We start from the raw sequence: 23534 nt of genomic DNA on the forward strand, positions 1-23534 counted from the left end.
ATCGGCCAGGCCTGCGAGTTCGACTACTCCGGCACCCAGGCCTGCCGGGTGCTGCGCGAGGAGGGCTTCCGGGTCATCCTGGTCAACTCCAACCCGGCCACGATCATGACCGACCCGGAGTTCGCCGACGCGACCTACATCGAGCCGATCACCCCCGAGTTCGTCGAGCAGGTGATCGCTCTGGAACGCCCCGACGCGCTGCTGGCCACCCTCGGCGGCCAGACCGCGTTGAACGCCGCGGTCGCGCTGCACGAGAACGGCGTGCTGGAGAAGTACGGCGTCGAGATGATCGGCGCCTCGTTCGAGGCGATCCACCGCGGCGAGAACCGCGAGCAGTTCAAGGCGATCGTCGAAGGTCTCGGCCACATCGCGGGCGGGGTGGCCGAGGTCGCGCGCAGCGTGGTCTGCCACACGATGGACCAGGTCCTCGGTGCGGCCGACGAGCTCGGCTACCCGCTGGTCGTCCGACCCAGCTTCACCATGGGCGGGGTCGGCTCCGGCTTTGCGCACACCGAGTCCGACCTGCGCCGGATCGCCGGCGCCGGCCTCAGCGCCAGCCCGACCACCGAGGTGCTGATCGAGGAGTCGATCCTCGGCTGGAAGGAGTACGAGCTCGAGGTCATGCGCGACCGGGCGGACAACGTGGTGGTCGTCTGCTCGATCGAGAACTTCGACCCGATGGGCGTGCACACCGGCGACTCCATCACCGTCGCCCCCGCGATGACCCTGACCGACCGTGAGTACCAGCAGATGCGCGACGTGGCCATCGGCATCATCCGGGCGGTCGGGGTGGACACCGGCGGCTGCAACATCCAGTTCGCCATCGACCCAGCCACCGGTCGGATGATCGTGATCGAGATGAACCCGCGGGTCTCGCGCTCGAGCGCGCTGGCCAGCAAGGCGACCGGCTTCCCGATCGCCAAGATCGCCGCCAAGGTGGCCGTCGGCTACACCCTCGACGAGATCCCGAACGACATCACCACGAGCGAGACTGAGGACGGCTCCGCCGTCGGGACCCCGGCGAGCTTCGAGCCGACGTTGGACTACGTGGTGGTGAAGGTGCCGCGGTTCGCCTTCGAGAAGTTCCCCTCGGCCGACTCGACGCTGACCACCCACATGAAGAGCGTCGGCGAGGCGATGGCGATCGGTCGCAACTTCACCGAGGCGCTCGGCAAGGCCCTGCGCAGCCTGGAGGACCCGCGGGCCCCGTTCGACTTCGTCACCCCGGTCCGGACGCCCCTTGCCGAGCTGCTGGACGCGGCAGCCCGGCCGCACGACGGCCGCATCGGGCTGGTCATGCAGGCGCTGCGGGCCGGGGCGACGCCTGAGCAGGTCTTCGAGTCGACCAAGATCGACCCCTGGTTCCTCGACCAGCTGGTGCTGGTGCTCGAGGTGGCCGACCACGTCCGCGACGCTCCCGAGCTCACGGTCGCGGTGCTCGAGCTGGCCAAGCGGCACGGCCTGTCCGACGCGCAGATCGCCGCGCTGCGGCACCTCCGCGAAGACGTCGTCCGCGGCGTGCGCTGGGCGCTGGGGGTCCGACCGGTCTACAAGACGGTGGACACCTGCGCGGCCGAGTTCGCCGCCCGGACGCCGTACCACTACAGCACGTACGAGACCGAGTCGGAGGTGCTGCCGCGGACCCGGCCGGCCGTCCTGATCCTCGGTAGCGGGCCCAACCGGATCGGTCAGGGGATCGAGTTCGACTACTCCTGCGTGCACGCGGCGATGGCGCTCTCCGCGGCGCCGGACAACGACGGCCAGGGGTACGAGACCGTGATGGTCAACTGCAACCCCGAGACGGTCTCCACCGACTACGACACCGCCGACCGGCTCTACTTCGAGCCGCTGACGCTGGAGGACGTGCTGGAGGTCGTGCACGCCGAGAGCCTGGCCGGGCCCATCGCCGGCGTCATCGTGCAGCTCGGTGGCCAGACTCCGCTGCGGCTGGCCCAGGCGCTCAAGGACGCGGGCGTGCCGATCGTCGGCACCAGCCCGGAGTCGATCCACCTGGCCGAGGAGCGCGGCGCCTTCGGTGAGGTGCTCGACACCGAGGGCCTGCCCGCACCGAAGCACGGCCTGGCCCGCTCGTTCGCCGAGGCCAAGCTGATCGCCGACGAGATCGGCTACCCGGTGCTGGTCCGGCCCTCATACGTGCTCGGCGGTCGGGGGATGGAGATCGTCTACGACGAGGGCTCGCTGTCGTCCTACATCGGCCGGGCCACCGAGGTCTCACCGGCCCACCCGGTCCTGGTGGACCGCTTCCTCGACGACGCGGTCGAGATCGACGTCGACGCGCTCTACGACGGCACCGATCTCTACCTGGGCGGCGTGATGGAGCACATCGAGGAGGCCGGCGTGCATTCGGGCGACTCGGCCTGCGCCCTGCCGCCGATCACCCTCGGCGCTGAGGTGGTGGACCGGATCCGTGACTCCACGGAGAAGATCGCCCGCGGGGTAGGGGTTCGCGGCTTGATCAACATCCAGTTCGCGCTGGCGGGGGACACCCTCTACGTCCTCGAGGCCAACCCGCGGGCGTCGCGGACCGTGCCGTTCGTCTCGAAGGCCACCGGCACCCAGCTGGCCAAGGCCGCGGCGCGGGTGATGCTCGGCACGCCGATCGCGCAGCTGCGCGCCGAGGGGATGCTGCGGGCCACCGGCGACGGATCCGACGAGGACAGCTCGGCACCGATCGCGGTCAAGGAGGCGGTGATGCCGTTCAACCGGTTCCGCACCGTCGAAGGCATCTCGGTCGACACCATCCTCGGCCCGGAGATGCGCTCGACCGGTGAGGTGATGGGGCTGGACCTCGGCTTCGGGACCGCGTTCGCCAAGAGCCAGGTGGCCGCCTTCGGCCCACTGCCGACCAAGGGCACCGTCTTCGTCTCGGTCGCCAACCGGGACAAGCGCAACGTCGTCTTCCCGGTGAAGCGGCTGGCCGACCTCGGCTTCCAGATCCTCGCCACCGCCGGGACCGCATCGATGCTGCGTCGGCACGCCGTCCAGGTCACGACCGTCCGCAAGTACAGCCAGGGACCGGGACCCGACGGGGAGAAGACCGTCGTCCAGGCCATCCTGGACGGCGAGGTCGACCTGATCTTCAACACCCCGCACGGCCTCAGCCCGGACGGCCGGCCGCGCTTCGACGGCTACGAGATCCGCACCGCGAGCGTGCTGCGCAACGTCCCCTGCATCACCACCGTGCAGGGCCTGGCCGCCGCCGTGCAGGGGATCGAGGCGATCATGGCCGGCGACGTCGGCGTCCGTTCCCTGCAGTCGTGGGCCCAGCGCCGGTGATCTCGGGCCCATGATCATCAACTGGGGCTACGAGAAGGTGCTGCGTCCGCTGCTGTTCCGCTGCGGTGGCGGCGATCCGGAGCGGGTGCACGACACCACCCTGTCCTTGATCAACTTCGTCGGGGAACGGCCGCGGCTGCGTTCGGGCGTGGCCCGGCTGCTGGCCGGTCACCGCGACCCGGTGACGGTCGCTGGGATCGACTTTCCCGGCCGGGTGGGCGTGGCCGCGGGTCTGGACAAGAACGGTCTCGGACTCAAGGCCTGGGGCGCGCTCGGCTTCGGCTACGCCGAGCTCGGCACGGTGACCGCGCAGGGCCAGCCGGGCAACGCCGCTCCGCGGCTGTTCCGGCTGGCCGAGCACGGCGCCATCCTCAACCGGATGGGCTTCAACAACCTCGGCGCGCCGGCGCTGGCGGCCCGGCTCGCCGCGGCCGGGGTGGTCCGCGGCAACGGCGCGGTCGGGATCCCGCTCGGCATCTCCCTCGGCAAGACCAGGACGACCCCGTTGGCCGAGGCGACCACGGACTACCTGTCCTCGTTCCGACTGCTGGCCGGCTACGCCGACTACGTCGCCGTCAACGTGTCCAGCCCGAACACCCCCGGCCTGCGGACGCTGCAGGACGCGACCGCCCTGGGTGAGCTGACGTCGACCCTGGTGGCCGAGGCGGACCGGCTCGCCGGGTCGTCGGTGCCCGTCCCGGTCTTCGTCAAGCTCGCGCCCGACCTCAGCGAGGACGCGCTGGAGGAGCTGCTGGACGTCTGCCTCAGCACCGGCGTCGCCGGGCTGATCGCGACGAACACCACCCTGGCGCGCACCGGGGTCGAGCAGCACCCGTACGCAGCCGAGGCCGGCGGTCTGTCCGGGGCGCCACTGGCTGCCCGGACCCGGGCCGTCGTGTCGTTCCTGACCGCCCGGACCTCGCTGCCGGTGATCGGGGTCGGCGGCATCATGAGCGCCGACGACGGCCGGGCGCTGCTGGACGCTGGGGCCGTGCTGCTGCAGGTCTACACCGGCTACATCTACGGCGGGCCGGCGCTGGTCCGCGACCTGAACCAGCTGACGGGGCGACATGGTTGAGCCGTACGGGGTCCGGCTGGCCCGCGTGGTGGCCGAGCGCGGCCCGCTGTGCGTCGGCATCGACCCGCACCCGGGTGTGCTGCGCGCCTGGGGGCTGGACGCCAACGTCGCCGGCCTGGAGGCGTGCGCTCGTGGCATGGTCGAGGCGCTCGGCGCGGAGGTTGCGGTGTTCAAGCCGCAGTCGGCCTGCTACGAGGCGTTCGGGTCGGCCGGGGTGGCCGTGCTCGAACGGGTGCTGGCCGACATCGCCGCGGCGGGAGCGCTGTCGCTGCTGGACGTGAAGCGTGGCGACATCGGCTCCACCATGGACGCGTACGCGGCGGCCTACCTGACCGACGGCTCCCCGCTCGCGGCGGACGCCGTCACCCTCAGCCCGTACCTCGGCTTCGGCTCCCTCGACGGGGCGATCGCGCGGGCGGGGGAGTCAGGCCGCGGGGTGTACGTCCTGGCCCTGACCAGCAACCCGGAAGGGCCGTCGGTGCAGCACGCCCGGACCGCGGACGGCCGGCTGCTCGGCCAGCTGGTCGTCGACGAGGCCGCCGCCCGCAACGCCGGCCACGGCCCCGGTCATGTCGGGGTGGTGGTGGGGGCGACGATCGGCCAGACCGGGGTGGACTTCAGCCAGCTGAACGGCTCGATCCTCGCGCCCGGGATCGGCGCCCAGGGCGGTACGGCGGCCGACCTGCAGGCGGTCTTCGGGTCGGCCCTCGGGCTCGTGCTGCCGACCACGAGCCGTGAGGTGATGGGCGCCGGGCCCGGTCCGGACGCCCTGCGCGCGGCGGCCCGGCGGAGCGTGGCCGCCATGCGCCACGTCGCGGCCGTGGGGTAGGTTTCCTAGTCACGAGCGGACCACCGCGAAGGGCGCGGGGCCCGTCGCCACAGGTGACCGCTGGTCGAAGATGAGGACGCGAGCCGTGACCATTCCCCCCTTGAGCGACGAGCAGCGCCAGCTCGCCAGGCATGCCGCCACCGAGGCCCGCCGCCGGCGCGCGGAGATGAAGCAGGCCCTCCGGGAGGGCCGGCGCACCCTGGCCGAGGTCCTGGAGCAGGCCGAGCAGGACGACGTCATCGCCCACACCAAGGTCCTCGACGTCCTCAAGTCGTTGCCCCGGGTCGGTACGGTGCGGGCCACGAAAGTGATGGAACGGCTCGACATCGCCGCCAACCGGCGGCTGCGCGGACTCGGCAAGCACCAGATGGCCGGCCTGGTGGCGGAGTTCCCGGCTGCGCAGTGACTGATGCGGGGGTGACTGATGCGGGGGTGACTGGTGCGAGCTCGGACGGTCCTGGGCTCACCGTCTTGTCGGGACCCACCGCCGTCGGCAAGGGGACCGTGGTGACCCGGCTGGCGGCGGACCACCCCGAGATCTTCGTCTCCGTCTCGGCCACCACCCGGCCGCCACGGCCGGGCGAGGTCGACGGGGTGCACTACCTGTTCGTGTCCGAGGCCGCCTTCGACCGGCTGGTCGCCGACGGCGACCTGCTGGAGTGGGCCGTCGTGCACGGGGTGCACCGCTACGGCACGCCGCGTGCGCCGGTGCTGGCGGCGGTCGAGACCGGCCGGCCGGCCCTGCTCGAGATCGACCTGCAGGGCGCCCGTCAGGTACGGACCGCCTGGCCCGAGGCGCGGTTCGTGTTCCTGGCGCCGCCGTCGTGGGAGGAGCTGGTGCGGCGACTGATCGGCCGGGGCACCGAGTCGGCGGCCCAGCAGGCGCGCCGGCTGGAGACGGCCCGGGCTGAGCTGGCTTCGGCTGAGGAGTTCGACCACGTCATCGTGAACGGCGAGGTGGGGCAGGCCGTGCGGGAGTTGGTAGCATTGGCCCGTCTGTGACAAACAGACGCTCTTCACCGCCAACGTTAGGCACACCTTGACTTCAACGCACGTGGTCGCCGAAGGCATCACCAACCCCCCGATCGACGAGCTCCTGACCCGGTCAGACTCCAAGTACAAGCTGGTCCTGTTCGCGGCCAAGCGCGCCCGCCAGATCAACGCCTACTACTCCCAGCTCGGCGAGGGCCTGCTCGACCACGTCGGTCCGCTGGTCGAGACCGGCGTCCAGGAGAAGCCGCTCTCGATCGCGCTGCGCGAGGTCAACGCCGGCAAGCTGAACTGCATCGACATCGACCCCGAGGTCGAGGGCACCGACGACAACGGCGGCTCCACGAAGCTCGGCGACTCCGCCTGAGCCAGGTCGTCCTGGGGGTCGCGGGCGGCATCGCGGCCTACAAGGCGTGCGAGCTGCTCCGTCGGCTGCTCGCCGAGGGTCACCAGGTCCGGGTCGTCCCGACGGCTTCGGCGCTGACGTTCGTCGGCGAGGCCACCTGGGCCGCATTGTCCGGTCAGCCGGTCCACACCGAGGTCTGGGCAGACGCGCACCAGGTGCCGCACGTCCAGCTCGGCCAGCAGGCCGACCTCGTGCTGGTAGCGCCGGCCACCGCCGACCTGATCGCCCGGGCCGCGTCCGGCAGGGCTGACGACCTCTTGACCAACGTGCTGCTGACGGCCCGCTGCCCGGTCGTGCTGGCCCCGGCCATGCACACCGAGATGTGGTCGCACGCCGCCACCCGGGCCAACGTCGCCACCCTGCGCGAGCGGGGCGTCCTCGTCGTCGACCCGGACTCCGGCCGGCTGACGGGCGCGGACTCTGGACCCGGCCGGCTACCCGACCCGGCCGAGCTGGCTGCCGTGGCCGCCACGGTGCTGGACGACCCCGGGATCGCCGTCCGGGGGGCCACGCAGGACCTGGCCGGCCTGTCGGTGGTGGTCAGCGCCGGCGGCACCCGCGAGCACCTCGACCCGGTCCGCTTCCTCGGCAACTCATCCTCCGGTCTGATGGGCTGGGCTCTGGCGCGGGCCGCCCGGCTGCGCGGCGCCGACGTCCGGCTCGTCGCCGCGAACGTCGACCGCCCGGCGCCGCCGGGGGTCACCCTGCAGCCGGTGACCTCGACCACTGACCTGGGTGCGGCGATGAGTGTCGCCGCCACCACCGCCGACCTCGTCGTGATGGCGGCCGCGCCGGCCGACTTCACCCCGGCCGCGGCCAGTGACACCAAGATCAAGAAGTCGGGGACGGGTGGTCTGCAGCTCGACCTGGTGCAGACCTCCGACGTGCTGGCCGGGCTGGTCGCCGCGCGTACCGATCCGCGTCAGGTGTTGGTGGGCTTCGCCGCCGAGACCCCGACGCCGGGCACCAGCCTGGTCGAGCTCGGTCGAGCCAAGCTCGCCCGCAAGGGCTGCGACCTGCTGGTCCTCAACGAGGTCGGGCACGGCCGGGTGTTCGGCCAGTCGACCAGCGAGATCACGGTGCTCAGCCCGTCGGGCGCCGCCGGACCGGTGACGGGCACGAAGGACCGACTCGCCCACCTGATCTGGGATGCCGCGCTTGCGGAGCGGCTGGCCCGGTAGGTTGGTCCAAGCCCGCACCCCCGCCGACGATGCAGGAGAGGCCCCGCACCATGCCGCGCAGACTGTTCACCTCGGAGTCGGTGACCGAGGGTCACCCCGACAAGATCGCCGACCAGATCAGCGACTCCGTCCTCGACGAGCTGCTCCGGCAGGACCCGAACAGCCGGGTGGCCGTGGAGTGCCTGGTCACCACCGGCCTCGTGGTCGTCGCGGGTGAGGTCACCACCGACTCCTACGTCGAGATCCCCGGCCTGGTCCGGCAGCGGATCATCGACATCGGCTACGACTCCTCGACCAAGGGCTTCGACGGCGCCTCCTGCGGCGTGACGATCGCCATCGGCCAGCAGTCGCCCGACATCGCCCAGGGCGTGGACACGGCGTTCGAGTCCCGGAGCGGCGGTTCGGCGGACGCCCTCGACGCCCAGGGCGCGGGCGACCAGGGCCTGATGTTCGGCTACGCGTGCGACGAGACGGCCTCGCTGATGCCGCTGCCCATCGACCTGGCCCACCGGCTGGCCGAGCAGCTCGCGCTCGTCCGCAAGGACGGGACCATGCCGTACCTGCGACCGGACGGCAAGACCCAGGTCACCATCGAGTACGACGGTGATCGCCCGGTCCGGCTCGACACCGTGGTGCTCTCGAGCCAGCACGCCGCCGACATCGACCTGGACGCGCTGCTGGCGCCCGATGTGCGCAAGCACGTCGTCGAGCCGGTCCTCGAGCGGTTCGCGATCGACTCGAGCGACTACCGGCTGCTGGTCAACCCGACGGGCCGGTTCGAGATCGGCGGCCCGATGGGCGACGCCGGCCTGACCGGCCGCAAGATCATCGTCGACTCCTACGGCGGCATGGCCCGGCACGGCGGCGGTGCCTTCTCGGGCAAGGACCCGTCGAAGGTCGACCGTTCCGGCGCGTACGCGATGCGCTGGGTGGCCAAGAACGTCGTCGCCGCCGGCCTGGCCCGGCGCTGCGAGGTCCAGGTGGCGTACGCGATCGGCAAGGCGCATCCGGTCGGCTTCTACGTCGAGACCTTCGGCACCGAGGCGGTGCCGACGGACCAGATCGCCGACGCGGTGCTGGCCACCTTCGACCTGCGGCCGGCCGCGATCATCGCCGACCTCGACCTGCTCCGGCCGATCTACGTGCCCACGGCCGCCTACGGGCACTTCGGCCGCGACCTGCCGGGCGTGACCTGGGAGGTCGCCGACCGCGCCGACGCCCTGGCCGCGGCCGTCAAGGGCTGAGCTTCCCGCCGACGCGTCCTAAGGACCGGGCGGTGGTCGAGCCCACGAGCAGGCCCAACGCGATGCCGCTGACCACGCCGAGGACGCCAGTCAGGGCGACGGCCGAAGCACTGGTCTGGACGGCGAGCTGAGTGGACCGCCGAGGCGCCCAAGCTGGCCGCCAAGGCGCCGGCGAAGGCGCCGATGGGGACGCCGGACCAGGCGGCCGAGTGCGGCGGTCGGGGGCAACCGTTCCCCCAGGCCGAGCCCTCCGATCGCGATGGCGATGGCGCGGTGGGGGAAGCCCCGCTAGATGGCCCCCGAGGTGCCCAGCTTTCTGCCGGCCTTGCTGACCGCATCATCTGCGGCAGCTTCGGCGTCAGAGCCGTCGAAGCCGACGGTGGTCACGCCCACGACGATGTCGCCGGACTGGACTCCGGCCTGGATGAGCTCTAGACCTTCGAGAGCTCCACTCCTGGCGCGGAACCGGGCGGCGAAGGTGTCGTCACCGATTCGAGCGAACGAGATCTCGCGCACGTCGACGTCGGAGGAACCGATCCCGGGAACGGTGACGCGGACGCTACGGCAGGCGCGGACCGAGGTGCGGTAGGTCTCGACGAAGGCACGCGCGGCGCGATTGCTGCCCATCGCGTCGAGGGTCTCGTCGATGTACGGACCGTCCTGTCCGCCCGAGAACGAGACGTCGGCCTGCTCGCGTGACCCAGGGAGCGACGCATCATTCATGAGCCGCACGAGAGGGGAGCAGGCCTTCGTGCTCGACGACATCCTGGTCCCGTCGTCGCCTCCCCCCTTGTCGACCTCGAAGCCTGCCGGCAGGTCCTTGAGGCTGAGCAGGGTCTTCGTCAGCTCGGCTCGGGTCCGCTTCACGGCCGGCGACGAAGGCGAGGTCGTCGGCGAGGGGGTTGGCAGTGGGGTCACGACCGGCGCCGACGGCGATGCGGGCGCTGAGGCGGTGGCGGCGTTGGGCGTGTCGGCGGCGCCGCCTGCCGGCCCAGGGGTGGGCCCATCTGAGCAGCCAGCCAGGGCGAGGACCAGCACGACGGGCAGGAGGCATCTTGGTCGCGGGAATTGGTGAAGCACCGGATCCATCCTTGCTGGTTGGCCCCGAGCCTGGTCGCCAGCGTACTGATCGCAGCGGGTCCACAAGGAGATGCGGGATGGGTCGTAGATGACGATCTGACGAACGATGGTGTCGTCCTACCTCGCGTGGCCCGGGCACCGTAGGCGTCGCGTCGGTCAACCGGGGGGCCTGCCTCTCATCTGCCGTGCGGAGGCGAGAAGCAGCCGTCTAGGGGCCAGGTCGGGTCCGCCAGCGACGACGCGCGGCGATGGAGTCCTTTTTGGCCTGCTGCAGAACAACGTGCTGGACCGGCAACGGTGGACCACCCGGCAGCAGCTTCGGATCGCCATCGTCACCTGAATCGAACGGACCTACCACCGTGGCCGGCGCCAACCCCGGCTCGGCCGGTTTGACCCCGATCGAGTACGAGACCTCCATGACCACCAACCAGGCCCAAGCCGCCTGACCGGGGCTAACGACTTCAGAACACCTGGAACGGTGTTGGCCGCGGTTCGAGGAGCTTGCTCAGATCCCACTTGTCATCTCCCGAGCGACACGTGATTCGGGCCCGGAACTCGGGTGGCGAGGTCGTGTTACCAACCTTGAGCAGCAGCCCGCTGGCTTCACCCAACCGAAGCGGTCCCAGCTCTACCTGGTCCTCAAAGTCAGTCATGCCCAGCCGTGCGATGGCTTAGCGAACTCGATCACTGGTCTCGGGGCGCTGCACGATCACCGATTCCAGGTCCTTAGGGCCGTCGTTGCGAATCTCGTACAGGACGTCTGGCCCTTCGGCCGGCTCGTCCTTCAGCGTCACGGTCAGGACCGGCGCGTTGATCAGTCGCAGGTCTCGTGAGCCGCGTCGGCCTGCCGGCGCGCCTCCGCGGCCTGCCGGTCGGCAGCATCAGCTTTGCGCCGGGCATAGGTCACCGCGATACCCGACGCCAGCAGCGCAAGGATCGAGACGACGAACCTAGCAACGGTCACGCCCCTAGCGTCTCGCACCTAGCTAGAGGTGCGCGGCGGCCCGTGTGAGGCTTCCGCTCAAAACCTGCTACTATCGACGACATAACGCCCCGGTGACTATTCGAGCTTCAGGCTCGGACTCCCGGGGCAACAGTCTTATTAGGGGTCCTTTTTGGATGCTGGCTCTCTCCTCGGCCTGGAGGGACTGCTGAGTGGAGCACGCCTCGCCCGCTATCTCACTCGTTACAACGGCGACCGTGCCCTCGCACTACGGCTGTACACCTGGAATCTCGCCGTCTCATCGGCCCTGTGGGGACCCATCAGCGTGGTCGAGATCTCGGTCCGCAACGCCCTCCACGACCGCCTAGCCGACCGCACCGGTCGAGGAGACTGGTGGAACGATCCGCACGTTCGCCTGTGCCGCAACGAGGATGCGGCGATTGCAACCGCCAGGACAACGCTGGTCAACCGAGGAACGGCGCAGCCGACCAGCGACCAGATCGTTGCCGCAACCTCGTTCGGGCTGTGGGTTGGCCTGACCAGCGAAGGCATCCCCCGTGACCGGGTCTACAGCTACGAGACCACCCTCTGGCAGCCGCGGCTCCAACACGCCTTCCCGCACCGAGGAGACCGACGGCGCCGGTACATTCACGCCAAGCTGGATGATATTCGGGTGCTGCGGAACCGGATTGCCCACCACGAGCCGATCTATCGATCGCCCCTCCCTGCGCTCTTCGAGGACCTGCTGGAGATCGCTGGCATGGTCCACCCTGACGCCCGCGAGTACATCGAGACCTACAGCCGCGCAGCCGAGGTCATCGGCCAGCAACGTGACGCCCTCACCACCGGCGCCATCCGGTTCTAATTGACGTCTTTACGCCGTTCACTCGGTGAGGTAGTCGAGCCGCTGGCGAAGCACGGAGGTCTGCCCTGTCGCTTTCCTGGGGTCAAGTCTCGAGGGGACGTATTGGCCGGAGGGCGTCGCGTTACCCTTCAGCGTGTGGTGTTCCCCGCGCACGTCCCCACAGTGCTGATTGCGGCGCCAAGCGACACCTCTGAGGAGTGTCGGGCAGTAGAGGCGGCTCTGTTCGGGTGGAACGGGTCGCGGGCCCGGCGGGAGCAAGTGATCTTGTTGCCTTGGCGGTACACCAGCCACGCGGTTCCGGTACTGGGCGGCAGCCCGCAGTCAATCATCAATAGTTTCGAGCGAGAGATGACACCATGAACACGTCAGGCTATGATCTTGACCTTCCCGACGGGTATGTCACCTTCCCCTTGATCGATACCGCCTCAAGGTCCGTGGGACTCCGAACGCGCTCTGGATGGCGAGCTGAGATAGTGAGCGGGGAGGTAGTTCGTGTGGCGCTATCGAACGGTATCAGCTTCGCCTGGCAGGGCGTGAGCGATCCGAAGAAAGAGATGGCGAGGGCGGTGGAGCGTTGCATATGCCTCATAGAAGCCTTCCAGAGCGACAGAATTGTAGAGAAAAAGGGTCTCTTCAGCAAGCGTCTGGGAATTCCGATGGGTGAAGAGATTGTCTGGGGTCAGTACGTGAAGTCTCCGACCTGGTTCAGTCCCGATGGACCTTGGTCACAAACGGCGACCACCGGCGCGCGGGCGTTTAAACGTGAAGGATTTGCGAGTGGTGGGTTAACACTTAGTTCCGGTTTGGGTGAATTCGACCTTGCCGACGGGACGCATGTGGACCTACATAATAGCAATTTTGTGAAGCTAAGTCGGCAATCCACACCGACTGGGGAACGGCTGACGCTCGGATTTGAAGTCAACAATGAGTTCCCGCAAGACTGGACGACATTGTGGATAACGTTAGACGAAGTCACGCTGTTCGACTGGCTGCCTGCCGATGTTTCCAGTGCGCGCAGCTCAATGTATTTGGAAGCATTCAGTTGGGACGGCGCATGGGACTTCCAACTACAATTTGCGCAATATGCGGTGGGGCTTTGCGCGCAAAGGGTGCGGGTCGAGGCAACCTAACCACCTAACCCGGACACCGGCCTCATCTCGAATGTGTCCATGCGACGGGCGAAGGACGGATCGACCTGAAAACGGCTGTAGAGGTCGGTATTGTCACCCTCGGCTTCATTTACGCGACGTTTGTATTAGCAACCCTAGGGAGACCGGCAAATTCTCAGCAACTTCTTTCAGGATGGCGAGAAAGATCATCTTTCATGGTCCAGAACTCTTGAAAGACGCGGCACTTTCTTAGTGGTCACACGTCTGTTGGTTGCCGTGGTCGGTTTTACCTCATTCGGATAAAACAGCGGCTTCCTCACGTTCGAGTTCGGAGCTTGAATGACCGCAGAGATGCGATGGATGCCCAATGAAAGCCGGTAGTCCATGGCAGTTCAGTCTGTGGCTAGGGGCTAGGCCACGCGGCGGTGCAAGCAACAGGTCATGGCTGCTCTTGTGCAGTCTAAGACAGGCACAACTGTGCCGCCCCGGGATTGATGGAGGGAATGATTCCCCGAGAGGATGAAGACATGCCAGCACCGAGAAAGAACCCGCCGGAGTTGCGGGAGCGGGCGATGCGGCTCGTAGCCGAGGCCAGGTCCACGCTGGTCCGGCACTACACCGACAGCGGCGACAACCCCACCTGGGCTACGGACAAGCGAGCCGGGACCACGACGACGACCCGCTACAACGAGCTCATCAACGCCGACCTCGGCCTCACCCTCAACACCACAGGCAGCACCACAACCGCCGAGCTCGCCCTCAACACCCGGCGCGGCGACACCGCCACCACCATCACTCTCAGTCCCTCCATGACCGGACCTGGAGCAACAGCTGCCACCGGCACCGACACCTGGACCAGCTACACCGGATACGGCCAACCCCGACAAACCACCACCAACACCCCCGGCGGCACCACCGGCATCGGCTACGGCTGGCTCGGCACCAAACAACGCGGCACCCAACACATTAGTCTCACCCTCATGGGTGCGCGCCTCCCCAACCGAACCACCGGTCTCTTTACCTCCACCGATCCTGTCAATGGCGGAAACACGACGGCCTACGGCTATCCGAACGATCCCATCAATAGCTCGGATACCGACGGCAATGAGCGAAGGTGGCGAAAGTTTTGGCGCTACGGCGCTGAAGCCACCGGGGCGGTGGCCTTCGGAGCTTGCGTCGTTGCCACACTTGGCGCGTGCGGGGAAGCAGCGGCAATCGCCGTAGGTGCATCAGCGGGCTGGAACTACTACCGTTACCGCCATCGCGAAATCTCTGGGCGACGAGCGATTCGCCATATCGCAATGGACGTAGAACTGTTTCGTTTCCACGCCGTAAGATGTGCGCGCCATTTTTCTCGGCGGGCCTATCAAGCCCGACGGGCCGCTCGTTGGGGTCGACACGCCTACCGCAGGTCATATGGATGGCATTCTCAGCCGTGGAGACGAGTCTCCTGTCGCCGAGCCGCATGGTGGCATCCATATTGGCCGGCCGTACGCTGGGGTGCACATGGGTATGGAGGATGGGGATCGTATAACAACTTCCGGAATACATAACTATGCTGATCACGATAATTCTTCTAGCGGTTGCCTTCGTCGCGTGCTCAGTAGCGCTTTACGACGTGAATGGATGGAGGATAGCTGCCTTGGTTGTGCTTGGGGCCACCTTGCTGTATGTGTACCTTCGGTCAGGGGTTATTCTTACTCTGTCGAACCGGGTCGAGTCAGACTGGGTACCAAGACTGGGTTTCGCAATTACTAGTGTCCTGGCTGTTGTCGGATTTGTCGCAGACCGAATCGAAAAAAAGAGGCTGGAGAAGACAGCTCAAGGAAAGCGCACGGCATAGTCGGCCGAATTCCTCAGCCTCCACCTTGCGAAAGGGCTGAAAAAACTGGCTCTTGCTTTAGTCAGAAGGGGATGACCCGAGGATGGAGTTGGGTACACCAGGGTGGCCGGCCCCCTCGAGCCTGCTGAGCCCTCACCGGGACGCTCGCCAACAGCGTCGTCGACGAGGCTGAGCGATCTCATCTCCGAGATCGAGAAGGATCGTCCTACCTGGCTATGTCAACTCCAGCTGGCCCCGGGAGGCTTGATCTGGCCACAACGGGAGGCTGCATGACGGAGGAGGTCGAGGCGCGATAATTACGTGTGCGGCCGTTTTCGGTCCTCTGATCGGCGGCGGCCCCTGATACTGAAATGGTGACGCTGGTCGACCTCTTCGGTATCGGACTCGCGCTCCCTTTCATTGGTGGTCTGGCATTGCGTCGAGCTGAGCCCCGTTGGCTCGAACTGGTTTCGCCGACAAGTGGATCTACGAAGGCCTTCCGAGGCGAGCTAGCCAGGTGCTTTCGTGGGCGGCGCTCGGGGCCGGTCACCTGTCTCTTGTCGTGGCAGTGGTGTGGTGGCTCTCGCTCCACTGGGCAGCAGAAGCGGTGAAGGTTCCAAAGGTGATCATCTAGTGGCCTGTCGCCGCTAATTCTGGGTTGATGTGCGGTAAATCGGTCTTGAGCAGTCTTCCCCCTGCTCGAGAGGGCTGGAGTGATGCCTGAAGCGAAAGTGTTCCCGGTGGCCCTGGCTGGGGCTGGACGTCGGACGGGTCAAAAAAACGAAACTTCGTCCTCATCTGAAGAAGTGCTGGACCATCCCGCCGCACGGCAACGCCGAGTTCGTCGCCCGGATGGAAGACGTGTTCGCCGTCTACGCCCGACCCTATGACCCCCACCGACCGGTGGTGTGCATGGACGAGAAGCCCTACCAGCTCCTCGGCCACGCCCACGGACCGATCCCCGCCGCCGCCGGCCGCGACCTAAGGATCGACAGCGAGTACGTCCGGAACGGCACCTGCTCGATCTTCGTCTGGGTCGAACCGCTCCGGGGATGGCGCCACGTCGACGCTCACCCCCGACGCACCAAGATCGACTGGGCCCACCAGGTCGACCGGCTCCTCACTCACGACTACCCCGACGCCGAGCAGGTGGTGTTGGTGATGGACAACCTCAACACCCACGGCATCGGCTCCCTCGACGAGAGGTTCGACCCGGCCAAGGCGTTCGCCATGGCCCAACGGTTGGAGATCCACCACACCCAAACACGGCTCCTGGCTCAACACCGCCGAGATCGAGCTCTCCGCGCTGACCGGGCAGTGCCTCGACCGGGGGGATCGAGGACCTCGACACCCTCAACACCGAGCTCACCGCCTGGCAGCAACAAACCAACCGCGACCAGCGCCGGGTCGACTGGCAGTTCACCACCGCCGACGCCCGGATCAAGCTCCGCCACCTCTACCCGGAGGTATGAGATGCGACAGTCATCGTTGCCCGTCGGCCCTCCAGCGAGGCCAAGAACTGTCAGTGGGCCCTGCCTATCATCTGGTGTGCCCAAGCCGAGTGCGCCGCCAGAGCTGATCGGCGGCCGAGGACCGACGCCGGCGACCCTGCTGGCCGCCCCGAGCGAGCCGGTGGCCCGGGTGCTGCTGGACGTCGGCCTGCCGCACCTGGACCGGCCCTTCGACTACGCCGTCTCGGCCGCGCAGCACGAGGAGGCGGTACCGGGGTCGCGGGTACGGGTCCGCTTCGCGGGCCGGCAGTGCGACGGGTTCCTGCTGGAGCGTCGCGACCGCAGCGAGCACGACAGCCAGCTCAGCCCGCTGGGCAAGGTCGTCTCCAGCGAGCCCGTGCTCAGCCCCGAGGTCGCCCGCCTCGTCCGCCGGGTCGCCGACCACTACGCCGGCACCTTCTCCGACGTGGTCCGGCTGGCTGTCCCGCCCCGGCACGCTGCGACCGAGAAGGCCGCTGCCCCGAGGCTGGGCGGGGCGCCCGTACGCCCGGAGCTGCCGCCGGCGCCGCCGCACGCGCTCGACGCCTACCCGACCGGCCCGGAGTTCCTGGCCGCGCTGCGCCGGGGCGAGCGGCCGCGGGCCGCCTGGCAGCTGACGCCGAGCGACGACCTCAGCGGCGACTGGGCCAGCGGGCTCGCCGCCGCCGCGCGCGCGACCGCCGAGTCCGGACGGGGCACCGTCCTCGTGGTGCCGGACCAGCGCGACCTCGGACGGCTGCAGGTCGCGCTCCAGGCAACACTGGGCAAGCCGGGGTACGCCGTGCTGGTGGCCGAGTCCGGTCCTGCCGCGCGGTACCGCGCCTTTCTCCGGGCGCTGCGGGGCGAGGTACGGGTGGTCGTCGGCAACCGGGCGGCCGCGTACGCGCCGGTGCGCGACCTCGGGCTCGTGGTGGTGTGGGACGACGGCGACGACCTGCTGTCGGAGCCGCGCGCCCCGTACCCGCACTCCCGCGAGGTGCTGGCGCTGCGGGCGACCGACGCCGGAGCCGCGGTGCTCTTCGCCGGCTACGGGCGCACGACCGAGGTGCAGGCCCTGGTGGAGCGGGGCTGGCTGCGTGACCTCGCCCAGCCGCGGGCCGTCGCCCGCCACACCGCCCCGCGGGTCCGGGTCACCGCCGACAGCGACCGCTCGATGGAACGTGACCCGGCGGCGCGGGCCGCGCGGCTGCCGCACGAGGTGTTCGAGATGATGCGGGCCGCGCTGCCGCAGGGCCCCGTCCTGGTCCAGGTGCCCCGCGGCGGTTACCTGGTGGCGCTGGTCTGCCAGGACTGCCGGGAACCGGTCCGCTGCCGGCACTGCGCGGGACCGACCCGCGTCCGCTCGAGCGACGACGGGGCCTGGGGCCGGCCCGGGGGCGTCCAGGCGGCGTGCGACTGGTGCGGTCGGCTGCAGGTCGGCTGGGAGTGCCCGATCTGCGGGTCGTCGCGCTTCCGGGCGCCGGTGGTGGGGGCGGAGCGGACGGCCGAGGAGCTCGGCCGGGCCTTCCCGCAGACCCCGGTCCGCCAGTCGGCCGCCGGCCAGATCGCCTCCAGCGTGCCGGCGGCGCCTTCGATCGTGGTGGCCACCCCGGGTGCCGAGCCGCAGGCCGAGGGCGGTTACGCCGGAGCGGTGCTGCTGGACACGCCCCTGCTGCTGCTGCGGGCCGACCTGCGGGCCTCGGAGGAGGCGCTGCGGCGCTGGTTGAACGCCGTGGCCCTGGTCCGGGGCGGCAGCGACGGCGGGACGGTCGTGGCGGTCGGGGACAGCACCGGCCGGGCGCTGCAGGCGCTGGTCCGAGTCGACCCGGCGGGCTTCGCGACCCGGGAGCTGGTCGACCGCAGCGACGCCCACTTCCCGCCCGCCGCCAAGCTGGTCACCGTCGAGGGCCGCGCGGACGCGGTGGCCGAGTTCGTCGGCCTCGCCCGGCTGCCCCCGCACGCCGAGCTGCTGGGCCCGGTCCCGGTGCTGGCGGAGCGGGGGGCGGAGACGGACCTGCAGCGGCTCACGCTGCGGGCGCCGCTGGCCGAGGGTGCCGCGCTCGTCCGTGCGGTGAAGGAGGTGACGGCGATTCGGAGCGCCCGCAAGAGCGAGGGCGGGCTGCGGGTGCGGGTCGACCCCGTCGTCATCGGCTGAGGACACTATCCTCAGCCGGTGCGCATCGTCTTCGCCGGCACGCCCGAGGTGTCGCTGGCTCCCCTGGAGGCGCTGCTCAGCTCCCGACACGAGGTCGTGGCCGTGCTGACGCGTCCGGACGCTCCGTCCGGGCGGGGTAAGCGGCTGCAGCCGAGCCCGGTCGCCGCGCGCGCCGCCGAGCTGGGTCTGGAGACGCTGACGCCTCGCCGACCCCGTGAGCCGGAGTTCGTCGAGCGGCTGCGCCAGCTCGCCCCCGACTGCGTCCCGGTCGTGGCGTACGGCGCGTTGCTACCGCAGCAGGTGCTCGACGTGCCCACACGCGGCTTCGTCAACCTGCACTTCTCGCTGTTGCCCGCCTGGCGCGGCGCGGCGCCGGTCCAGCACGCCGTGATCGCCGGGGACGCCGTGACTGGCGCCACCACCTTCCAGATCGTCCTCGAGCTCGACGCCGGACCCACCTACCTGGAGGTCCGGGAGCCGGTCGGGGCCGTCGACACCGCCGGCGACCTGCTGCAGCGGCTGTCGGTCACCGGAGCCGAGCTGTTGGTCCGGACGCTCGACGGCATCGAGGACGGCACGCTGACCGCGATCCCGCAGCCGGCCGACGGCGTCAGCTTTGCCCCCAAGCTGAGCGTCGACGACGCCCGGATCGACTGGACGGCGCCGGCGGAGGTGGTCGACCGGGTCATCCGCGGCTGCACCCCCGCTCCCGGGGCATGGACGACGTTCCGCGGCGAACGGCTGAAGGTCGGTCCCGCGCGCCCCGGTGACGTATCCCTGCCGCCCGGCGCGCTGTCTGTGACCAAGAACGCCGTCCACGTCGGCACCGGCACTGCGGCGCTGCTGCTGGGGACCGTGCAACCGGCAGGCAAGCGGGCGATGACCGCGGCCGACTGGGCCCGAGGCAGCGCGCTGGGCTCCGACGACCTGTTGGGCGCCTGATGGCGGCACCGAAGCGCCGCAAGCCTGACCGGCCGCGGCGGCTCGCCTTCGACGTGCTGCGGGCGGTGCACACCGACGGCGCGTACGCGAACCTGGCCCTGGCCGGTCTGCTCAGCGCGCGCGGGCTGACCGGCCGCGACGCCGCCTTCGCCACCGAGCTCGTCTCGGGCACCTGCCGTTGGCAGGGCAGCTACGACGAAATCGTCGCGGCGGCGGCCGGCCGGTCCCTCACCTCGTTCCAGCCGGCGGTGCTGGACCTGCTGCGGCTCGGCACCCACCAGGTGCTGGCGATGCGGGTGCCGGTGCACGCAGCCGTCGGTGCGATGGTCGACCTGGCCGCGGCCACGGTGGGGGAGCGGGTCACCGGGATCACCAACGCCGTCCTCCGCCGGGTGGCCGCCCGCGACCTCGACGACTGGCTCGACCTGCTCGCGACCGGTCGGGAGCCGCGCGACGCGCTCGCCCTGCGGACCTCCCACCCGCGGTGGGTCGTCGACGCGTTCGCCGACGTCCTGCCTGAGGACCAGCTCGAGCCGGCACTGGCCGCCGACAACGACAACCCCGACATCACCCTCGCGGTCCGGCCGGGCCTGGCCGAGGTGGGGCAGCTGGTCGACGCCGGTGCCGTCGCCACCTCCCTGTCGCCCTTCGCCGCCCGCTGGTCCGGTCCGCCGGCCGAGCTGGCCGCCGTCCGGGACGGCCGGGTCGGCGTCCAGGACGAGGGCTCCCAGCTCGTGGCGTGGGGGCTGACCCGCCCTCAGGCGCCGGCAGGTCCGTGGCTGGACCTCTGCGCCGGTCCGGGCGGCAAGACCGCGCTGCTGGCCGGGCTCGCCGCGGCGGCCGGCAGCGGGGTGGTGGCCGTGGAGCCCTCCGCGCACCGGGCTGGCCTGGTCGCGGCGAGCGTCCGCGCGTACCCCGCCGACGTCCGGCCGACCGTGCTGCAGGCCGACGGCACCCGACCGGCGTGGCGGCCCGGCACGTTCGCCCGGGTGCTCGTCGACGCCCCCTGTTCCGGGCTGGGCGCGCTGCGCCGCCGCCCCGAGTCCCGCTGGCGGCGCAGCGCCGAGGACGTGGAGCAGCTGCACGAGCTGCAGACCCGGCTGCTGACCAGCGCCCTGGCGGCGGCGTCCCCCGGCGGGCTGGTCGGCTACGTCACCTGCTCGCCGCACTGTCGGGAGACCGTCGACGTGGTCGAGGGGGTGCTGGCGGGACGGACCGACGTCGAGGTCGTCCCGGCCGCGGACGTGTTGCCCGAGGTGGCCGACGCGGAGCCGGGTCCGTACCTGCAGCTGTGGCCGCACCGGCACGGCACCGACGCGATGTTCGTCGCCTACCTGCGGGTACTAGGTTTCCGGTCGTGACCGCCCGCATCATGCCCAGCCTGCTCTCGGCCGACTTCGCCAACCTGCAGGCCGCGATCGAGACCATTCCCAGTGCGGACGCGTTGCACGTCGACGTCATGGACTACCACTTCGTGCCCAACCTGACCCTGGGGCTGCCGGTGGTGGAGGCCATCCGCGCGGTCACCCCGGCGATGCTCGACGTGCACCTGATGATCGACGACCCCGACCGCTGGGCCCCCGCGTACGCCGAGGCCGGGGCCGAGTCGGTCACCTTCCACATCGAGGCGGCCGCCGCGCCCGTCCGGCTGGCCCGCGAGCTGCGGCGGCAGGGGGCCCGGGCGGCCATGGCGCTCAAGCCGGCCACCCCGATCGAGCCGTACGCCGACCTGCTGCCCGAGCTGGACATGGTGTTGATCATGACCGTCGAGCCCGGGTTCGGTGGCCAGAAGTTCCTGGACATGTGCCTGCCCAAGATCGCCCGCACCCGCGCCCTGCTGGACGCCGTCGGCGGCGACGTCTGGCTGCAGATCGACGGCGGTGTGTCGGTCGAGACGATCGAGCGGTGTGCTGCGGCCGGAGTCGACTCGTTCGTGGCCGGATCGTCGGTGTTCGGTGCCGACGACCCGGACGCGATGATCTCCGAGCTGCGTCGGCTGGCCCAGGCGTGACCCACGCTCCTACCGGCGGCGTCGCGAGGAGGGCGGCCGAGCCGCCCCCTTCTCGCTGTTCCCGCTGGCCTGCTGGGCCTTTGGGACCTCCTTCGACCGTCGCTGTCGTTGCCGGTCGGGAGTCTCCTTGCTCGGTGCGGAGCTGATCAACGCGTTCACCCAGTTGGCCGGCACTGAGTTGTCCACCAGCACCGACTTCACGAACAGCGTGGCCGGGATCGCCAGCAGGGCGCCGAGGGCACCCAGCAGCGAGGCCCAGAAGACGAGCGAGACGAACGCGACCGTGCTGCTGATGCCCACGGCGTCACCGGTGAAACGGGGCTGGATGATCGTCTGCACGACGACGTTGATCACGGTGTAGACGATGATCACGATGATCATGCTCGTCACCCCACCGTCCAGCAGGGCGATCAGGGCCGGCGGGATCACGCCGATGATGAAGCCGACGTTGGGGATGTAGTTGGTGACGAAGGCGAGGATGCCCCAGGTCACGTAGAGCGGCACCCCGATGATGATCAAGCTCACCATGTCCAGGACGGCGACGGCGAAGCCGAAGACGGTCGTCACGATCCAGTACTTGCGCACCCGGGTGGCGAAGTTCTGCAGCCCGTCGGCGATCCGTGGCCGGGTCTGCCGGATGACGCTCAGCCGCTCGCCCATGCTGGACGCGTCGAAAGCCAGGAAGATCACCACGGTCACGATCAGCAGCAGCAACGAGGCGCCGCCGCTGACGGCGCCGAGCAGGGACTGGGCCGGCGCGGTCAGGCTGCTGAGGGAGAACGAGGACGCGAGCTTGCTGATCTGCTCCTGGCCGTAGCCGAGCCGGGTCGACAGGGCGAGCAGGGAGTCGAAGATCTGGGTGAACGCCGTCTGGTACTGCGGCAGCGTGGCCACCAGCCGGTAGATCGCGAACACGACCGAGCCGAGGATCAGGATCAGCAGCAGGTAGATGGCCAGCAGCGTCACCACGCTCGCCAGCCATGACGGCCAGCGACGCCTGAGCAGGAAGGTCCGCAGCGGCGAGACCGTGATCACCAGCGTGATGACCAGGAAGACCGGGGTGACCAGGCTCGCCATCTCCTTGAGCCCGGCACCGATGATGATCAGCCCGGCCAGGATCACGACGGCGAAGAACGGGGGACTACCGGTGAGACCTGGCCCCGGCTCCGGATCGGGAGCGGGCGGGGCGGTCGGCGCGGGGGCAGGGGACTTCGGCACAGGGAGAACCCTAGGTGACCTCGGGCCCGCCGGAAACGACCACTAGTTGCCCTGACGCCGGCGAAGGTAACGCTCGAACTCGGCGGCGATGACCTCACCACTCGCCTCGGGCAGGTCGGTGGCGTCCTGCTGCTGCTCGAGGGAGGTCACGTACTCCGCCACTTCGGAGTCCTCGGCGGCAAGCTCGTCGACGCCGCGTTCCCAGGCGCGAGCGAGCTCGGGCAGCTCGCCCAGCTCGAGGGAGGTGTCGAGCACCTGCTCGAGGGCGGAGAGCAGCGCCAGCGTCGCCTTGGGGCACGGCGGGTGCGAGACGTAGTGCGGGATCGCCGCCCACAGCGACAGCACCTGGACGCCAGTCCGCTCGAGGGCGTCCCCGAGCACGCCGACGATGCCGGTCGGCCCCTCGTAGCCCGAGGGCGCGAGTCCCATCGACGTCATCAGCTCGCGGTCACCGGTGGAGGTGGAGACCGGGATCGGCCGGGTGTGCGGGGTGTCGGCCAGCAGCGCGCCGAGCAGGTGCACCCGCTTGACGTTCGCCGACCGTAGCGCGGAGGTGATCAGGGCGCAGAACTGACGCCAGCGCAGGTTCGGCTCGAGGCCGTGCACCAGCACCAGCGGTCGGCCGTCGGCGAGCTGGGCGATCTTGACCTCGGTGGTCGGCCAGGAGAGCTCCCGCTCGTCTTCATCGTTGAGCTCGACGAGCGGCCGGTTGACCTGGAAGTCGTAGAAGTCGTCGGGGTCGATGGAGAAGACCGACTCCGCGTCGTAGGCCTCGGCCAGGTGTTCCACGGCCCCGGTCGCCGCACTTCCCGCGTCGTTCCAGCCACCGAACGCCACCACCACGACCGGGTCCACCAGGTCGCGGAGGTCACGGCTGGGCAGATCAGGCATGCCC

General features: G+C 69.7%; 19 protein-coding genes and 2 pseudogenes. 17 read left to right on the forward strand and 4 right to left on the reverse strand.

The window, feature by feature from the left end; genetic code table 11:
- From carB to metK, 8 genes are all read left to right on the forward strand, one after another.
- Positions 1–3297: carbamoyl-phosphate synthase large subunit (gene carB, locus ACFE76_RS12475; RefSeq protein WP_375432085.1), on the forward strand; the 3297-nt coding region annotated here is incomplete at its 5' end.
- A 10-nt stretch (positions 3298–3307) separates the two neighbouring features.
- Positions 3308–4375, forward strand: coding sequence for a quinone-dependent dihydroorotate dehydrogenase (locus tag ACFE76_RS12480; protein ID WP_375432086.1), 1068 nt, complete (start codon positions 3308–3310; stop codon positions 4373–4375).
- A complete protein-coding gene (pyrF, locus tag ACFE76_RS12485) occupies positions 4368–5204 on the forward strand; it encodes an orotidine-5'-phosphate decarboxylase (protein WP_375432087.1) in 837 nt (278 codons plus the stop codon). The genes ACFE76_RS12480 and pyrF overlap by 8 nt, the downstream gene beginning before the upstream one ends.
- 85 nt (positions 5205–5289) lie before the next feature.
- Positions 5290–5610, forward strand: coding sequence for an integration host factor, actinobacterial type (gene mihF / locus ACFE76_RS12490; RefSeq protein ID WP_375432088.1), 321 nt, complete (start codon positions 5290–5292; stop codon positions 5608–5610).
- A gap of 65 nt (positions 5611–5675) precedes the next feature.
- Positions 5676–6206 (forward strand): guanylate kinase, encoded by a 531-nt coding sequence (gene gmk, locus ACFE76_RS12495; RefSeq protein WP_375432089.1) that lies wholly within the window; start codon positions 5676–5678, stop codon positions 6204–6206.
- A gap of 37 nt (positions 6207–6243) precedes the next feature.
- Positions 6244–6561, forward strand: a complete 318-nt coding sequence (gene rpoZ / locus ACFE76_RS12500; RefSeq protein ID WP_375432090.1) for a DNA-directed RNA polymerase subunit omega — start codon at positions 6244–6246, stop codon at positions 6559–6561.
- An 11-nt stretch (positions 6562–6572) separates the two neighbouring features.
- Complete coding sequence (gene coaBC / locus ACFE76_RS12505) at positions 6573–7781, forward strand: bifunctional phosphopantothenoylcysteine decarboxylase/phosphopantothenate--cysteine ligase CoaBC (protein ID WP_375432157.1); 1209 nt, start codon at positions 6573–6575, stop codon at positions 7779–7781.
- A gap of 50 nt (positions 7782–7831) precedes the next feature.
- Positions 7832–9025 carry a methionine adenosyltransferase gene (metK, locus tag ACFE76_RS12510; RefSeq protein ID WP_375432091.1) on the forward strand — a complete coding sequence of 398 codons (1194 nt, stop codon included), beginning with the start codon at positions 7832–7834 and terminating at the stop codon, positions 9023–9025.
- A 288-nt stretch (positions 9026–9313) separates the two neighbouring features.
- Here the strand turns inward: metK and ACFE76_RS12515 are convergent, their stop codons facing one another.
- The gene (locus tag ACFE76_RS12515) at positions 9314–9748 is read right to left on the reverse strand and encodes a hypothetical protein (RefSeq protein ID WP_375432092.1); all 435 of its coding nucleotides are present in this window, start codon (positions 9746–9748) and stop codon (positions 9314–9316) included.
- Positions 9749–10312: 564 nt separating this feature from the next.
- Here ACFE76_RS12515 and ACFE76_RS12520 point away from each other — a divergent pair.
- Positions 10313–10551, forward strand: a pseudogene (locus tag ACFE76_RS12520) (IS3 family transposase); the annotation flags it as partial.
- Positions 10552–10919: 368 nt separating this feature from the next.
- On the opposite strand, the gene ACFE76_RS12525 reads toward ACFE76_RS12520, so the two are convergent.
- Entirely contained in the window at positions 10920–11069 is a 150-nt protein-coding gene (locus ACFE76_RS12525) for a hypothetical protein (RefSeq protein ID WP_375432093.1), read from the reverse strand.
- Between the two features lie 304 nt (positions 11070–11373).
- On the opposite strand from ACFE76_RS12525, the gene ACFE76_RS12530 reads away from it, so the two are divergent.
- The 8 genes and pseudogenes from ACFE76_RS12530 (at position 11374) to rpe (ending at position 21421) form a co-directional block, all read left to right on the forward strand.
- Positions 11374–11913 carry a hypothetical protein gene (locus ACFE76_RS12530; RefSeq protein WP_375432094.1) on the forward strand — a complete coding sequence of 180 codons (540 nt, stop codon included), beginning with the start codon at positions 11374–11376 and terminating at the stop codon, positions 11911–11913.
- 533 nt (positions 11914–12446) lie between these two features.
- Positions 12447–13043, forward strand: a complete 597-nt coding sequence (locus ACFE76_RS12535) for a hypothetical protein (protein ID WP_375432095.1) — start codon at positions 12447–12449, stop codon at positions 13041–13043.
- Positions 13044–13549: 506 nt separating this feature from the next.
- Entirely contained in the window at positions 13550–14575 is a 1026-nt protein-coding gene (locus tag ACFE76_RS12540; protein WP_375432096.1) for a hypothetical protein, read from the forward strand.
- A 1181-nt stretch (positions 14576–15756) separates the two neighbouring features.
- Positions 15757–16077, forward strand: a pseudogene (locus ACFE76_RS12545) (transposase); the annotation flags it as partial.
- Between the two features lie 315 nt (positions 16078–16392).
- Positions 16393–18468, forward strand: a complete 2076-nt coding sequence (locus ACFE76_RS12550; RefSeq protein ID WP_375432158.1) for a primosomal protein N' — start codon at positions 16393–16395, stop codon at positions 18466–18468.
- An 18-nt stretch (positions 18469–18486) separates the two neighbouring features.
- Positions 18487–19410, forward strand: a complete 924-nt coding sequence (fmt, locus tag ACFE76_RS12555) for a methionyl-tRNA formyltransferase (RefSeq protein ID WP_375432097.1) — start codon at positions 18487–18489, stop codon at positions 19408–19410.
- On the forward strand, positions 19410–20771 hold the full coding sequence (locus ACFE76_RS12560; RefSeq protein ID WP_375432098.1) for an RsmB/NOP family class I SAM-dependent RNA methyltransferase: 1362 nt from the start codon (positions 19410–19412) through the stop codon (positions 20769–20771). Before fmt ends, ACFE76_RS12560 begins: the two co-directional genes overlap by 1 nt.
- On the forward strand, positions 20768–21421 hold the full coding sequence (rpe, locus tag ACFE76_RS12565) for a ribulose-phosphate 3-epimerase (protein WP_375432099.1): 654 nt from the start codon (positions 20768–20770) through the stop codon (positions 21419–21421). The genes ACFE76_RS12560 and rpe overlap by 4 nt, the downstream gene beginning before the upstream one ends.
- Before the next feature lie 9 nt (positions 21422–21430).
- Here rpe and ACFE76_RS12570 read toward each other — a convergent pair whose 3' ends face one another.
- Both ACFE76_RS12570 and ACFE76_RS12575 read right to left on the reverse strand, forming a co-directional pair.
- A complete protein-coding gene (locus ACFE76_RS12570) occupies positions 21431–22639 on the reverse strand; it encodes an AI-2E family transporter (RefSeq protein ID WP_375432100.1) in 1209 nt (402 codons plus the stop codon).
- Between the two features lie 42 nt (positions 22640–22681).
- Entirely contained in the window at positions 22682–23530 is an 849-nt protein-coding gene (locus ACFE76_RS12575) for a PAC2 family protein (protein ID WP_375432101.1), read from the reverse strand.
- Positions 23531–23534 lie beyond the last annotated feature (4 nt).

Origin of the sequence: uncultured Friedmanniella sp., assembly GCF_964244005.1 — a bacterium.
Taxonomy (GTDB): Bacteria; Actinomycetota; Actinomycetes; order Propionibacteriales; family Propionibacteriaceae; genus Microlunatus.